This window comes from Steroidobacter flavus (assembly GCF_042651805.1).
In the GTDB taxonomy this organism is placed as follows: Bacteria; Pseudomonadota; Gammaproteobacteria; order Steroidobacterales; family Steroidobacteraceae; genus Steroidobacter; species Steroidobacter flavus.
On record NZ_JBHSDU010000015.1, the window covers coordinates 1,041,104 to 1,055,888 of the forward strand.

13 protein-coding genes are annotated in these 14,785 nt (G+C 62.7%); 1 reads left to right on the forward strand and 12 read right to left on the reverse strand.

Annotated elements, in window-relative coordinates; all coding sequences use genetic code 11:
* Positions 1–31: 31 nt before the first annotated feature.
* From ACFPN2_RS32260 to ACFPN2_RS32305, 10 genes are all read right to left on the reverse strand, one after another.
* Positions 32–682 carry a hypothetical protein gene (locus tag ACFPN2_RS32260; protein ID WP_380604429.1) on the reverse strand — a complete coding sequence of 217 codons (651 nt, stop codon included), beginning with the start codon at positions 680–682 and terminating at the stop codon, positions 32–34.
* Between the two features lie 5 nt (positions 683–687).
* Complete coding sequence (locus ACFPN2_RS32265; protein ID WP_380604431.1) at positions 688–2,328, reverse strand: putative porin; 1,641 nt, start codon at positions 2,326–2,328, stop codon at positions 688–690.
* 37 nt (positions 2,329–2,365) lie between these two features.
* Entirely contained in the window at positions 2,366–3,028 is a 663-nt protein-coding gene (locus ACFPN2_RS32270; RefSeq protein WP_380604433.1) for an energy transducer TonB family protein, read from the reverse strand.
* Positions 3,029–3,033: 5 nt separating this feature from the next.
* On the reverse strand, positions 3,034–3,438 hold the full coding sequence (locus tag ACFPN2_RS32275) for an ExbD/TolR family protein (protein WP_380604435.1): 405 nt from the start codon (positions 3,436–3,438) through the stop codon (positions 3,034–3,036).
* 2 nt (positions 3,439–3,440) lie between these two features.
* Positions 3,441–5,306, reverse strand: a complete 1,866-nt coding sequence (locus ACFPN2_RS32280; protein WP_380604437.1) for a DUF2341 domain-containing protein — start codon at positions 5,304–5,306, stop codon at positions 3,441–3,443.
* A 94-nt stretch (positions 5,307–5,400) separates the two neighbouring features.
* Complete coding sequence (locus tag ACFPN2_RS32285; protein ID WP_380604439.1) at positions 5,401–6,978, reverse strand: ShlB/FhaC/HecB family hemolysin secretion/activation protein; 1,578 nt, start codon at positions 6,976–6,978, stop codon at positions 5,401–5,403.
* 230 nt (positions 6,979–7,208) lie between these two features.
* The gene (locus ACFPN2_RS32290) at positions 7,209–8,696 is read right to left on the reverse strand and encodes a sensor histidine kinase (protein ID WP_380604441.1); all 1,488 of its coding nucleotides are present in this window, start codon (positions 8,694–8,696) and stop codon (positions 7,209–7,211) included.
* Entirely contained in the window at positions 8,693–9,571 is an 879-nt protein-coding gene (locus ACFPN2_RS32295; RefSeq protein WP_380604443.1) for a response regulator transcription factor, read from the reverse strand. Before ACFPN2_RS32295 ends, ACFPN2_RS32290 begins: the two co-directional genes overlap by 4 nt.
* A gap of 18 nt (positions 9,572–9,589) precedes the next feature.
* Entirely contained in the window at positions 9,590–11,485 is a 1,896-nt protein-coding gene (locus ACFPN2_RS32300) for an ATP-binding protein (RefSeq protein ID WP_380604445.1), read from the reverse strand.
* 201 nt (positions 11,486–11,686) lie between these two features.
* Positions 11,687–13,012 (reverse strand): hypothetical protein, encoded by a 1,326-nt coding sequence (locus tag ACFPN2_RS32305; RefSeq protein WP_380604447.1) that lies wholly within the window; start codon positions 13,010–13,012, stop codon positions 11,687–11,689.
* Between the two features lie 164 nt (positions 13,013–13,176).
* On the opposite strand from ACFPN2_RS32305, the gene ACFPN2_RS32310 reads away from it, so the two are divergent.
* Positions 13,177–13,671 carry a nuclear transport factor 2 family protein gene (locus tag ACFPN2_RS32310; protein ID WP_380604449.1) on the forward strand — a complete coding sequence of 165 codons (495 nt, stop codon included), beginning with the start codon at positions 13,177–13,179 and terminating at the stop codon, positions 13,669–13,671.
* Here the strand turns inward: ACFPN2_RS32310 and ACFPN2_RS32315 are convergent.
* Both ACFPN2_RS32315 and ACFPN2_RS32320 read right to left on the reverse strand, forming a co-directional pair.
* A complete protein-coding gene (locus tag ACFPN2_RS32315; protein WP_380604451.1) occupies positions 13,668–14,303 on the reverse strand; it encodes an OmpH/Skp family outer membrane protein in 636 nt (211 codons plus the stop codon). The two genes, ACFPN2_RS32310 and ACFPN2_RS32315, sit on opposite strands and share 4 nt — an antisense overlap.
* Positions 14,304–14,385: 82 nt before the next feature.
* Positions 14,386–14,775 (reverse strand): DUF1987 domain-containing protein, encoded by a 390-nt coding sequence (locus ACFPN2_RS32320; RefSeq protein WP_380604453.1) that lies wholly within the window; start codon positions 14,773–14,775, stop codon positions 14,386–14,388.
* Positions 14,776–14,785: the final 10 nt, after the last annotated feature.

The following is a 14,785-nucleotide window of genomic DNA, read 5'->3' on the forward strand; positions in this document are numbered from 1 at the left end:
AAAAGCAGACGGACCCGGCGACGCGCCTGGATCAGGGAGACTCTTGAGTGCTCGGCGCGGTGGCGTCGGGCTTGGCTCGCAGCTCGAGAATTCGCGAGTGATATTTCTGCGCGAGGGTTTCCAATTGCACCCGATGAATGCCGGTCAACGGTTCGGCGTTACGCATTGCCGCCCAGACGCCTTTGTTTCGATAGCGATCGAGGATTTCTTCCGCGACATCGACGAGCTGGGCGTTGTCGCGCTCGCAACCGTCGACTCGCTGAGCCAACGTTCGCTGCCGCTCATCCAGCTGCTTCGCATCGGCGTCGCGTGTGTTCGCAAGTTGCTCGGCCTGTGAGTACGCTGTTTTCGATTGCGCCAGCTCCTGATCTCGCGCCTCGACGGCAAGACGTGCATCGGACAGCGCGGCTCGCAGCTGTTCCACTTCGCCCTGCGCACGACGCAGCGCTGTCACATCGACGGCCGGACGCGCCGCTGCTGTCGCGGTTGCCTGTTTGGCCGTCAGCTCATCGAGCTTGGCGCGCAGCTCGACGTTCTGACTCTGCGCGTCGCGCAGCTCGATCGTCGTCTGACGCAGCAGGTCTCGCAGCCGATCCTCGGCCTCGCTGCGTTGAGCTTGTGAGGCCAGCGGCAGAGTGAGCAGCAACGCCGCCAGGGTCCAAGTGCGTTTGTGAGTTCGCATGAGCATCAGAACCGTGCGTTGAGATCGAGCTGAAACACATCCACCGCCAGCGGCGCGCCGCTCACTTCCGACGCGCTCAACCACTGCAACTCGAGCCACGAGTTGCGCGTGATGCCGAAGGCGCCGCCGACGTGGAATCCCTTGGTGTTGGTGCCGCCGAGGTGAAAGTCCGAATCGGTGAAAGTGGCCACGACCGCATCCGATTCCAGATAGCGATAGCCGCCGCTCACATTCCATTGCCCGAAGTCCCGAATCGTCGGGTAGCCGAAGGTGAGCTGGCCGTAGTAACCCTTGTTGCCGGTCTCCAACTCGTCATCGAGCCCGTAGTTGTTGACTGGCGACAAGCCGATCACATCCTCTTCGTCATACCCTAGATTGACGACGTACGCGGCATCGAACCTCAACCGCAACGACCCGGTCACTGCCATGTCCAGCTTGGTCGTCACATCGAGAATGTGAAATGGCGAGGCAAAGCCGAAGTATTGATACTGCGGGCCGTTCGGATTGTTGGGATCCGCCGCCAGATCGCGCAGGGCGAACAGCGTATTGCCCTTCTGCAGAAACGCCGGTCGGGAAATATCAGAGTCGCACGCCACCGAGCTGGTGAACGCCGGGCATAGCGACGACAGCTGGCCCTCCACGTTGTCGAAGTAGTAATAAGCAACGCCCAGCGACAGGCGCGTCTCGTCCGCGATTTTCAGGCCGGCGCCGAGCTGCGCGCCGTACAGCCACTTGTCCCGGCTGCTCTCCTTGACCACATTGGTCGAGGGGAAATCGAACGCCGTGTTCTCGACCGGGAACGCGCCCACGGTGGCGAACGGCGTCAGCACCTCGCCTTGATGACGAAACTGCAGCGCCAGGCCGTCGAAGTTCAGATCGTCGTCCCAGATCAACTCCGTCGCGAGCCACGGGCTGGGCATGCGGCCCACCGACAGCGACCAATCCGCGCCCGGCTGGAAATTCAGATACGCGCGGTCGATCACGAATGTGACTTTGTTGAAGTCGCTGCCCAAAGTCTGATTGGTGGATACGGGATTCGTGGTATTGCCCGTCGTGAACGATAGCCCGGCGATGAGCGTGTCGGAGACCTGCGCCTTGAGACCGAAACGTGCGCGGGCGCGCATCATGTTTCGATCCTCGGTGGTATTGAGCAGCGGTGGCAGCTCCTGATTGGTCGAGTTGACGTCGTAAGGCGAGCCGCTGTTGATCTCCTGATAGTCGATGAAGAACGGCGAGTTACCGTCATCGAACGCATCGAGCTCGTAGCGCATGCGCACGTCGCCCTCGAAAGAAATGCGCCCCAGCCACTCGGGATACGCATCGGGTCGGGCCCAGTTCTCCGCCTTGACCGTCTGGAGCAGGTTTTCCTGGATCTCCGCCTGCATTCGCTGCTTTTCCGCTTCGGGAACATAGACGACGCGCACGTCGCCGCTCTTGCCCGTGCTCGGCGCCGCCGGCGGTGTCGCCGCCGCGGTCTGCTGTTGTAACTTTTTGATCAGCCCCTCCGCTTCCTCTCGAGGCAGCGCGTTGTGCTTGATCAGCAAACGGATCAGTTCTTCAGTGATGCCGTCCTGCGCGGACGCCACCAGCGGTAAACCCAACAGTGCGGCAGCGATGGCTGCGCGCGAAGCAATGGCGAGACTCATGTGACTAAGTTCCTGCTCGATAAATGTTCTTTGAAAGTCACGACGCCCGGATGCGCGTGGTGATGGGTTGCGGCATATCCTGCGGCGGCGGCTGAGGCAGCTTGGGCATCGCTTCGATCGTGCGCACCAGCAGCCGATCGATCTCCGGCTTGCCGGAGGATTCGATCAATTGCACCCGCTCGATCCTGCCGTCCGTGGCAACCCAGATCAGCGCGGGCACTTCGTAGCGCGCGTTGTAGAGATCGCGCTGCTGTTGTAATGCCTGACTGATTCGTCCTTGCACCAGGGCCGAGTACCAGCCGAAACGACTGCCGGCACCCCCGCCGCCGCCACCGAGCAAGTCGTTGCCTCCGGGCCGGCCGGCAAGACTGAAGCCATCGCCCGCCCCCTGCCCTTGCACGTCGAGGCCCAGCGGTCCGGGCGGCGGCTCGTTGGCCGCACTCTGTTGTTGCTGTGGCGGTTCTTCGGTGAACTCAGGCTGCTTTGTGACTTCCACCATCCGCTGCTCCGGCGGCGGCGGAGGTGGTGGCGGTGGCGGCGGCATTTCCACCAGGCGCATCTGCACCGTCTGCGGAGGCGCTTTGTATGGAATGGCCGAGCCACGCCCGAGCCATCGCACCAGAAGCACGGCACCCGCAAGAAATATCAGCACGGCGAAGCCGAAGCCGATGCGGCGAATTGTGGGCGAAACAGTCTTCATGTCGCCTACTGCACCAGCCGCTGCGTGACCAGGCCGAGCTGCGTGATGTTGAGTTGCGCGAGCAATGCCAGCACGTCGACGACGTTCTGATACTGCGTGGCGCCGTCACCTCGCACGACTACCGGCAGATCCGGCTCGACTGCCTTCCTCTGTCGCAGCTTCTGCGCCAGCTCGTCGAGCGTCACCGGCACGGCGTCGAGAAAGATCTTGCCGCCGTCGGTGATGGTGATCGCCACCGTCTTCGGCTTCGCCAGGCTCGGCGTGTCGCTCGCCTTGGGCAGATTGACCTTGATTCCCTGCACCGCCGCCGTGGTCATGACGATGAAAATGATCAACAGCACATACGCCAGATCCAGCATCGGCGTGATGTTGATGTCGTCGTACGGCTTATCGTCCGCTTGCATCTGCATGCTCAGTCCTCCGCCGCCAGAGCACGCAGCGCACGGGGCTCCTTGTAGCTCTCCGCCATGCGCGTGATGAACGCGTCGACGAACACCTGCATCTGCACCGTGGTGTCCTTGATCCGCGTCAGCAAATAGTTGTAACCAAACAAGGCCGGGATCGCGACGCCGAGACCGGCGACCGTTGCGACCAGTGCGGCCGCGATGCCGGGCGCGATTGCGTTGACGTTCACATCGCCCGCGAGCGCCACGGCCGCGAACGTGATCATCACGCCGATGACCGTGCCGAGCAGCCCGAGGAACGGGCCGCCAGAGATGGCGATCGTCAACAGCACCATCGAGCGGTTGAGCGCCTGCGACTCCTGCACCAACGATTGATCCAGCTCGGCGCGAATCGCCTCGATGGATTGCGTCGACAGATACATCGCTTTACCGGCCTGACCCGAGCTGTCGCCCGCGATGCGCTGACGCAGCTCAGTGATGCCGGTAGTAAACATCCGGAACAGAGGCGCCTGTTGAATCAGCCGACGACGCGGCTCGTCGATGTTGCTGCCGAAGCTGCCGCCAGCAAGCTGATGACTGAGCGCGCTGAAGTCGCTGGCGACCGAGCGAAACAACTCCAGGAACGATCGATTCGCGCGCACCGCGGACAGCACCTGCCGCGACTTGTTGAACATCACCGCCCAGCTGACCAACGCCATCACGCCGAGCAGCGCGATGATCACCCAGCCGTCGACCGTCACCGAGCTCAGGATCACGCCGACGTAACCTGAACCCCACGACGAAAGCTGCTCATCGGCGCCGTATTGAACCAACGGATCGCTCGGGCCCTGATTGAGCGCGGCCACACGAAACCACGCCGGATCGCGCGCGGTACGTGAGATCTGCAACTCATCGAGCAAGCCGGTGAACGTCGGGCTCGCGGGATTTTGCGGATCGGCGCCCACCGTCGCGCCACCGCCCATCGCGGGCAACGGTCCGGCCAACTCGGGGCCAGCCTTGCCGTCGACATATAACGTGATGCGCTCAGCGCTTGCGGCCACCGCAAGGTGATGCCAGCCCTTGGCACCGAGTGGCTGCGTCGTTGGCGTCCGTCGAATGGCACCGTCTGTACCGATGACCGATACATATGGCGAACCGCCGGCCAGCCCGATGATGAAAGCAGCACCGCCGTCGCGATGCGAATAGATGACACCGTCGGCGTTGTCCGGATGAATCCACGCCTGCCAGGTCAACGTCGCGCCAGGCCCGAACGCGAGCGACGGCGAATCAGGAACGAGCAGCGAGCTGCCGGCGCTGAAGCGCGCACCGCTGCCGATCAGCGCGGCATCCTCGAAAGCCACGGTGCTTCGCGAATGATTGACGTAACCCGTCGCATCCTGCGCAGGCGTGCCACGCTCGGCGAAGTGATATACGAGCACTTGATCGGGATCGTAGGTTGCTCGCATGTCGCTGCCATCAGCGGCCTTGGGATTGCCGTAGTACATCCACAGCGTGGTCGCGCCACCTGCCTTGATCGCGGGCAGCTGCACCCAGACGAAGGCCAGGTTGAAGACCGCGTCGAATTTCTCGATGTGATATTTGAGCGGCGTCTTGTCGTCCTCGGCGACGAAGCGCAGATCGGCGCCGCCTGCCCCGGCATCCTCGAAACGAAACACGCCTTCATGCAGACGCACCAGCACCGGCACGTTGGCCTGCGCACTCTGGATGTCCGCCCCTTGCGCACTGGTGTCGATGACGATCTGTTTGCGGAACGACCAGTCCTGGTTCCACCAGGCCCACGACGGCACCGGTGCCAGCAGCGTCGCCAGCGCGAGCAGCGGCCCCAGCGCCCGAATGATTTTCAACCTGCCGATGAACTTCATCACCACACTCATGCCCCTTGTGAAAATGGATTTCGAATAGAAACGAGCCTGCCGTCGCAAGCACGCGCGCCGAGCTGTGCCCTCCCCGCGGGCGACTCACATGACGCTAGAAGCTGGCCCAGGTGCGGAACAGCCAGCGGCTGTCGCCCGATTCGCTGGCGGGCCCGTCACGCAGCGCACGCGCCCAGATGAACGAGCCGTTGAATTGACGCCACAGCCGCAGATCGACGCCCAGGCCGCTGCTGCCGAGCGAGTACGCATCCTCTTGCTCGGGCAATGCATCGCGCAGGCGCAAGTGCGCGGCGTCGACGAATGTGTAGACCCGCAGGTCGTCGATGAAATCGTTGGGGCCGATCAGCGACGGGCTGCGCAGCTCCAGCGTCGCGTTCCAGCCGGAATCGCCCAGCGCTTCGGCTTCGAGATAACCGCGGACGCTGTCGAAACCGCCGGCGCTGAATTGCTCATTGCTGATCAGAGGCTGATCGGTGATCTGACCGCCGAGCGCGAGCCGTCCTTCGATACCTGCGAACAAGGGCTGTCTGTGATCGACACTGGCGCGCATCGAGAACTGCTGGCCGCGTGCGAAGGCCCGGTTCAAACCGAACACCTCGTTATCGCTGCCCCAACCGGAGAACGCGAAGCGAGTGCCGAGATCGAACTGCGTGGTCGCGGCCCCCGAGCGCAGCACGCCCGTGTAACCGAACGAGAACGGGTAGTACTCGACCGGCGTGGTGAAGCTGTCGTCGTCGAGCGAGACTCGATTCTTGAAACGTTTGTATTCGACGCCGAAGCTCACCGAGCTGTAGAAACGCTCGCTGGCCGGGAACGCCCAGATACCGCGCAACCCGATGACGGTGCCGTTGCCGATCACATCGGTGCCGCCGACGGTGGAAACATCGCTGTCCGTGCGCAATGCGTTCAACATGAGGCTGAACGAGCTCTCGGAGAAGCGCGCCAGGTACGAGCCGTAGAACACTTTCGCGTCGTCCATCTGCTCGGGCGCGACCTGACTCGACAGCGAGAGGCTGTGCCCACGCTGCCAGAGGTTGTCGTACTGCAGACTCGCGACCGCGCGCAGCTCGCTCGTGTCCTGACTCTGGCGGTTGTTGAGCTCCAGCGAGCCATGCAGCGGCAGGTCATCGTCGACCACCAGATCGACATCGACCGTGCCCGGCGTCGCGCCGGCCTTCAGCGCCGGGGTGACGCGTCGATCCGCCTGCTGATTGACGGCGACGATGTCGCGCTCCACCGCACTGAAGTTCGGCACCTCACCTTCGGCCAGCGACGGCACCTGATCCTTGATCCGTTCCAGCGAGTGATACTTCGAGCCGACGACATTGAGCTGTCCGACGCGGCTCTCGACCACTTGCAACCGCACCACGCCGTCTTTGACGGTCTGCTGAGGAATCGACACGCCAACGGTCTTGTAGCCGCGTTCGCGATAGGCCGCTTCGAGCGCGGCCCGGGCTCGATCGACATCGTCCGCCGTGCGGCCCGCGCCCAGAAACGGCGCGCACGCCTGCGCGATCGCTTCGGGTTCCAGCACGGTGTTACCCGAAACGTAATATTCCCAAATATCGAGCTGCGCCGCCTGCGCCCAGGCGTTGCCGCTCGCATGCAATCCCGACCAGAGGATGCATATAAAGAGTGTGGCGGCCCGTGGCCGCGCGCTGAGTGCCCGCATGGATGTCCGCAATCACGACTTTGTCGTTGTGTAGTGGCGCGGACTATCGGTGCGCGTTTTGACGAATTTGTGACAGCGGCCGACGTCTTAATGCCGGCTTAATATGTTATGCCCGCGTTATAACAAGTGATTGTTTCTTCTGTTGTTACGCAACGCCGGCAAAATGCGCTCACGGAGCCTGTCTTTACACGGCCTTAAGATTGTGCGCAGCTGCCATGCATCGGCAGAAATCAGGCTTCCGGCATCGGCAACTGTATCTCGGCTTCGAAACCGCCGCCCTCGCGATTTCTGAATATCACTTTGCCCCGGCAGGCCGACACACAATTTCTCACAGTGGCCAGTCCCAGGCCGATGCCGCCGCTGCTGCGACTCCGGGCCACCTCCGGTCGATAAAACGGATCGCCCAGCTTGAGCAGCGCCAGCTCCGGCACGCCGGGGCCGCGATCCATCACTCGCAAGGCAATCATCATATCCACAGGATGCGCGATGACTTCGATGGGGCCCGCGTCGGTACCAGCGTAACGCAAGGCGTTGCGGATCAGATTGCCGACCGCCCGCACCAGCAACGACGTGTTCACGCGGACCTGCAACGACTCCGGCACAGTGACGAGCACCCGCTCGCGCGCGTCCTCCCGCTGGACCGCCTCGAGCACCAGACCTTTCAGCGACATGGACAGTGCCGGCAACCGCGAATCGCCGACACCCGCGCGCGAGAACGCCAGCAGCTCGTTGATGAGCTCGGTCATCACCTGGGCCTCTTCATACACTTCGCTGAACGTCTGCGCCGCCGAGGGCGGTAGATGCTGTTCGAGAATGCCCAGCCCCAATTGCATGCGACCCAGCGGCGAGCGCACTTCATGCGCGATGTCGGCGAGGAAATGTCGCTGGCTGTTGACGAAGTTCTCCAATCGTCCGCCGACGGTATCGACGGCTTGCGCCACCCGCCCCAGCTCGTCGCCACGAGCGATGCCGCTGCGTGCTTCGAAATGTCCGTCGGCGATGCGCTCGACAGCACGCAGAATCTTGGTCATCGCATGCGACAGCGACCAAAGCAGGGGCAACCAGAAAAGGATGGACGCCAGCACCAGCACCGCCGCGATAGTCAGCCATGGTGTCACGCCTAGAAACAATGCCAGCCGCGGCAGACTCGTTGTATCCAACAGGATCGTGACAGGCACCAGCGCCCCTTCCTGATTCGGCATGGGCGCACGGATGCCCACCCACCAACGCTCGGCGGCATGCAGAACGAACTGCTGTCGTCGCAGCTCGCCGGCATCCAGCGGCGGCCAGGCTGGCAGCACCAGTGGAGTCAGAGCACCGTTAGCCAGCGCATCAAGATTGTTACGCAGCGGCCCGGGAATGGCCGCGAGCATCAGCACATCCGTTCGTCGCAGCTCGTCGCTCACCTCGGTGGGCAACGGATGCTCCGCCCCTGCCACCCGCCGGCCATCGCCGAGATAGATACCGAAGCGCAGCCCGCGTTCGGCGTCGTAACGTTGCAGATCGATTTTCAGCTCGCGCGCGATCAGCGGACCGACATCGCCGGCCAGATTGCCCGCCAGCCCTTGCAGCCGCTCGCGCGTCCCGTGCGTGAGCATGATGTTCCAACCGAAGGTGTGGCGATCGGCAAAGCCCAGGAACACCGCGCCGATCACCAGCAGGATGTTCGCGACCAGCCAGATCAGGAACTTGCCGTACAACGGCAGCCGCAGTCTCATGACCCGGTCGAGTGCTGAGGAGCAATGAGCATATAACCGATGCCCCGGACTGTTTTTATATAGCGCGGCTCCTCCGCCTGATCGCCGAGCTTCCGGCGCAGCGTGGAGATGTGCACGTCGATGGAACGGTTGTGCAGCTGGAACTTGCCCTGCGAGCGCACCTCTTCGATCAGATCGTCACGCTTCTTCACTGTGCCGCTGACTCGCGCCAGGCACAGCAGGATGCCGAACTCGATCGGCGTCAACGGCAGGTGCTGGCTGGCCAGAAACGCTTCGTGCGATTGTGGCGACAGGCGCAGATCGCCCACCACCAGCGAGCCGTCCGAGCGCCAGCCATCGGTCTGCATGGCGGACATTTGTGAGCGACGAAGCAACGCCTTGATCCGTGCCAGCAGCTCACGCGACGAGAACGTCTTCGGCACATATTCGTCGGCGCCGATCTCCAGGCCGACGATGCGATCCGACTCGTCGCCGCGCGCAGTCAACATCAGCACCGGAACTGCCGAGTGAGCGCGAATGCGCTTCAGCACCTCGAAGCCGTCCATTCTCGGCAACATGACATCGAGAATGACCAGGTCCCAGGGCTCGGCGCTCACCTTCCCCACCCCGAGCCAGCCATCCTGGACCGCGGTCACCTCGTAGCCGGAGAGCTCGAGATATCCTGTCAGCAGCCGGCAATGCTTCTTGTCATCGTCGATCACGAGGATCTTCGCCGCTCCTCGCGTCGTGCCGGCCGGCACGTCTGTGATCCCCAATGCCTCGCTCCCTTGCGCGTCCATCCTGGCCGTTGCAGAGTCGACATTGGAACGAGTCAACGTTGCAGTTGTTTTACGCTCGCCCTCCGGCAATTGTTCGCCCGCCTCGCGATCCATCATTCGCACGCCTCATGAAACTTACTCACCCATAGATGACGACGTTTCAGCAGCGGTCCAGCCCCATTTGGGCGCGGCCGGCGGCGGCGCAGACGGTTTTGGGGCGGCGGCGCGCGTCAGATAGCGATCTAACATCGCCGCCAGCGCGGCACGTTCCAACGGTTTGGCGAGATATTCATCCATTCCCGCAGCGGAGCAGGCTTCCTGAGCGTCCTTCATGGCATGCGCTGTCAAAGCAACGATGGGAATCCGCTGGCCCGCCGGCTCGCGCTTGCGGATCTCAGCTGTCGCCGCGTACCCGTCGAGCACGGGCATCTGACAATCCATCAGGATCAAGGCCAGCCCGCCCTGCTCCCATACGGCTAAGGCTTCCGCGCCGTCCGCCGCTGTGATCACTTCGAAACCCATTCGCTCCAGCATGCGCCGGGCGACTTTGCGATTGACCTCGTTGTCGTCGACCACCAGGATCCGACCGACCGATGACTGAGCCACCGCGCTGTCGGGTTTCGTGACTTCGACCGGGCGTTCGACTGGGCTCGCTGCCCGGAGCACTTGCGCCGTGAACCAGAACGTCGAGCCTCGTCCCGGCACGCTGGTCACGCCGACCTGCCCGCCCATCAGCTCCACCAGCCGTTTGACGATCGACAGGCCCAGCCCGGTCCCGCCATGGCGCCGCGTATCGGAGCCGTCCACCTGGCTGAAGGGCTGAAACAACGCGGGCACTTGATCCGCCGCGATCCCTACGCCCGTGTCCTCGATCTCACATTGAATCCGCAGCGCTTCACTGCTCTCCGCCAACAGCTGGATGCGCACCGCCACCGATCCCCGGTCCGTGAACTTCACCGCATTGCTGACGAGGTTCAGCAGGATCTGCCTGATTCGATCCGCATCCGCGCGCACACGCACGGGCAACTGTTCATCAACCTGCGACTGGATGACCAGCTGCTTTGCCTGCGCCGCCACGCTCGCTACTTGAACGATCTCGCCGACCAAACCCCTCAAATCGAAATCCGCGGGATTGAGGACCAGCTTGTTCGCTTCCATCTTCGAGAAGTCGAGGATGTCGTTGATGACCGTCAACAGCGCGCGTCCGCTGCTATGAATCGTCCGCGCCAGCTCACGCTGATCCCCGGACAGCGGCGTATCCAGCAGCAGTTCGGACAGCCCGAGCACGCCGTTCATAGGCGTGCGAATCTCGTGGCTCATGTTGGCGAGGAACTGACTCTTGGCTCGATTCGCTTCTTCCGCCACGAGCTGATTACGAATCAACGTCGCACGCCAGCGATACATCGCGCGCAGAGCGATGTACCAGCAGATCAGAATGATGGGCAACGCGGCCACGCAGATGCCGATGATCCACCGCACCTGACGTTGGGTACGCTCCACCGAAGCTACGACGGCCCGCTCCAGTTCACGATCAAGTGCCGCGAGCAGCTTCGCTGCCCTGTCGTGATGTACCTGATAGCGCGCCATGAACAGGATGGCACGCGCTTCCGCCAACCTCTGCTCCCCGATGTATCGGAACGCGCGATCCTCCATCATCTCGATGTTGGCGTTGGCCTGCTCCGTGGCCGCAATGATCTCCTGAAACGTCGTGCGATCGGCCAACTGCTTCGCTTCAACGATCGTCGCCCGCAACAGGCGTTGTTGTTCCCGATAGCGAGCTTCCGCCCCGGGCTCGCCGGTGGCGGCTGCGAGCCGCACCGAAGTTCGAAGAATCTCATCCAGCAGCGCGATCCGACCTCGCACCTGTTCCATGCGCAGCGCGCGTGTCCGCACATCGTTCAACTGCGAGACCAGACTGATCACGCTGCCGACCAGTCCCGCGAGCAACATCAAAGTCAGGGCAAGCGCGACCCCGAGCCCGGTCATGGGGCGCGTCGATATCGAATTCGAGGTCGATGACGAGAGGTTCATGTAACAGACCAGCAGCGGACGCGGCACCGTAGATGACTCGGCGCGCAGCGACTGCGTACCAGATTCCAGAATCTTCCGCGCCCGTCATGATTCTTTTGTGACGGGTAACATTTGCAGCGACTCCGTAAGGGAATGCTTTGAAGCCCCGCTACGGTCAGTACCGAGACGCGATGCAATAAACATTCGCCGGACCGATGCGGCCTACGACTTGAGCCGCATCAACTCGGAACGTTCCTTCTCGATACGCTCGCGGAGCGAGCCACAAAAGCATTCAGCAGCTCGTTGAGTGCCTGCCGTCAGGGCTCGTTCCGCCCGCTCCAGCCAGTCTTGTTTCTGCGGTCCGGCTGCTGTCGTCGCCATCAGCCGGTAGGCCACCGCGAGCCACAGGTCCACCGAGACTGACTGCTTGAACTTCGGCTGTTGTGACATCGCTTTGTTGACGCGGTTCAAGGTCGCGATCGCTTCCTGCAACGCTGCGAGGTCGGGCGTTACATCGTCCCCGCGCAGCGATTGCATGAGAATGATTGCGTGCGCCCGGCTCTCGTCCAGCTCAGCACGAATGACACAAAAATCCCTGGCGGGGCTCAGAGCCCAGACACCACTGTAGCGCGACAGGGCACGGGATGCGGTCGGCAGGACTTCCGCCTCCGCCTTGGCAAGCAACGACTGTGCTTCGGCGATTCGCCGCTGCGCTTCCTCCACGGCTCGCACACCGCTGGCGTCGCGTGCAATCGAGGCGTACTGCAGCAGTGCGTCGAGCGCAGAAATCGCAGCGTCGAGGCGCTCCGTTGCGGAACGACTCTCGTCGACTTCCTTGCGGTATTCATCGAGCAGCGGAGCCAGCCTGAGCGCGTCCTCGTCGAGGACCGCGCGCCACAGACCGACCATCCTGCGTCGTAACTCGAAGTCCCGGATCGACTCCGCGGAGTCGCTTTCCCTGGCAATCTGCAGGACCTCCGCCACGCTCCTGTCGATATCGCGCAGCAGAGCGCTGCGTTGTGACTTCGATCCTTCCAAAGACTCCCACACCAGCAGATCGATCAACGTCCGACGACGCGTCAACCACGAGCTCACATCCGAGCGGGACACGGTCGAAGCCAGACTCTCGAAGCGCCGGCGGCCGGCCGACAGCCCCTCGACGTCATGCCGCCATCTCGCCAGCACCAGTTGCACTTCGAGAATGGAGACCTCTTCCATGCGCCGCTGCGCCTCGAAGAAGCCGCGGTCGGCCGCCATCTCTCGCAGCGCCTGCTCCAACGACGCGTCGTCATATTCGGTGAAGGCGATTTCAAGATTGAGCAGCAGGCGGTGCCGCTCTTCGCTGAGATACTGGTGCTTGCGGTCCGGCGCGAGTGCGGCCAGTTCCTGACGCGCGAGGTGAGCCACCGGTCGCGGACAAACGGCCGGCCGGGCGCCCTTCGCTCCGCCGATGATGAAGGGGTCGGATTGCGCGAGCGTCGCATGAGAAACAAAACACATCAGCCACAGTGCGATTGCCGAGCACGACGCACGATTCGATCCCTGCATTGTCACGCGCCCCGAGAAATGAGGGCGCATTCTATGCCCTGACAAATTCCTGACAAGCACATTCGACGCTTGTCACAGAAGCTTCATGGAGCCACGCAAGAATCGGCCGCGCTAGACTGATCGCCGACAACAATCGCTGGGCGTTGGGAGAGCCGTCGATGCGTATGATGAGCCTGCTGGCCGTGCTGGCCGTGGCGACACAGGGAATGTTTGCTCCGGCGAGCGCCGAGACGCAGGCCGCCGCCACTGAAGCTTCGTTACGGGCCGCCGATCAGGAACAGCGGCGACTGGTGTTCGAGGGAAAAACCGACGAACTCGCGCGCCTGTGCCATCCCAACCTGCTCATCAACGGACCGAACGGCCGCGTGGTGACCAAAGAGATGCTGCTGGAATCGGTGCAGACCGGCGCCATCGCCAAGGAAAAGTTTGAGCGAATCCCCGAGGCAGTGCGCATCACAGGAAATATCGGCGTGCTGTTGGGGCACGAGGTAGTTGTGGCCGCACCGGGCAGTCGCGACTTCAAGACCTTCGGCAGCCAGCCGTTCCAGCGGCGCTATACCAATATGTTTTTATTTCAGGACGGCAAGTGGTGGTTTCTGGCCCGCCAGGCCAGCATCGTCGCCGGATCGGATCAACCGTCCGGCGACGCCAAGCATTAGCGGCCGCTCGACGCCACCGGCGTCATCGGCAGAATCTCGCGCTGGACCGGAATGGTCTTGATCTTCGCGTCCAGCGCCTTGACGACGGCCGCGGTCAGATCGCCATTCATGTTGCCGCCGAGCGCGACACCGCGATCCAACAGCAACCCGCATTTGCGCTCCTTGTACACGTCGGCCAGCACCGGCTGGGCCTCGGTGGAGATGCGGTCGATCGCCTTCTGCCGGGTCGCCTCGATCTCACGAGTGCGATGATCGGCCTTCTTCTGCAGCTCGCCCCAACGGCGGGCCAGCGATTGCTGTTGCTCGGTGTACTTTGCCGCCGGCATCAGTGCCTTCTCACCTTCGAGCTTGCGCGCCTCGTCTTCCAACGGCTTGCGCTGCCCCTCGAACTCCGTCTGCGATTCTTCCGTCAGTTTGGCGATCTGCGCGGAAGCGGACTTGCCCACTTCGGCGTTGGCGAAAATCGCCTGACGGCTCAGCAAACAAACGCCGGGGATCTCCGGACCGCCCAGGCCTTGAGTCTGAGCTTGAGATTTAGCCGCGTCTTCGGCGGCCAGGACGTTACCGATACTGCCGATCGCCAGCAGCACCGCGACAGCGATAGGAGCGGAGCGCATTTTATGTGAGGTCATAGAGAAATGAATGGCAATACGCCTGGACAGTGCCACAGGGCACGATGGGAGCCAACCATCCTAAAGTCGAGGTATTGCCGTTCTATGACAGCGGGGTATTGACGATCTCGTAACTCAATGAGCTCTTATCGCTCAACAGATCGACGCCGAGCTCGGCCATGGCGTCGTCGTCAGCCTCGACCAGCCAGCGCACATCGATGCTGGCACCGTCACGTGCCGCCGAGTCGAGCAATGTGAGCAACTGCTGCAAGCTGCGGGTGCTCGAACTGTTGACGTATGCAAACTGCAAAGTGACCGTGGTCTTGCCGGACTGGGAATTGCTCATATATTGACGGACCGCCGACAGGATCGGCCCATAGAACTCCGCGGCATTCTCCGGATACGACTCGCCTTGCAGGACGAAGGCCCGGCGGGCGTAGTCGAAGTCCACCAACGGCGTGAACTGGGTGGCGGGAAGAGTCAGACGCTCCATTGCTCTCTCC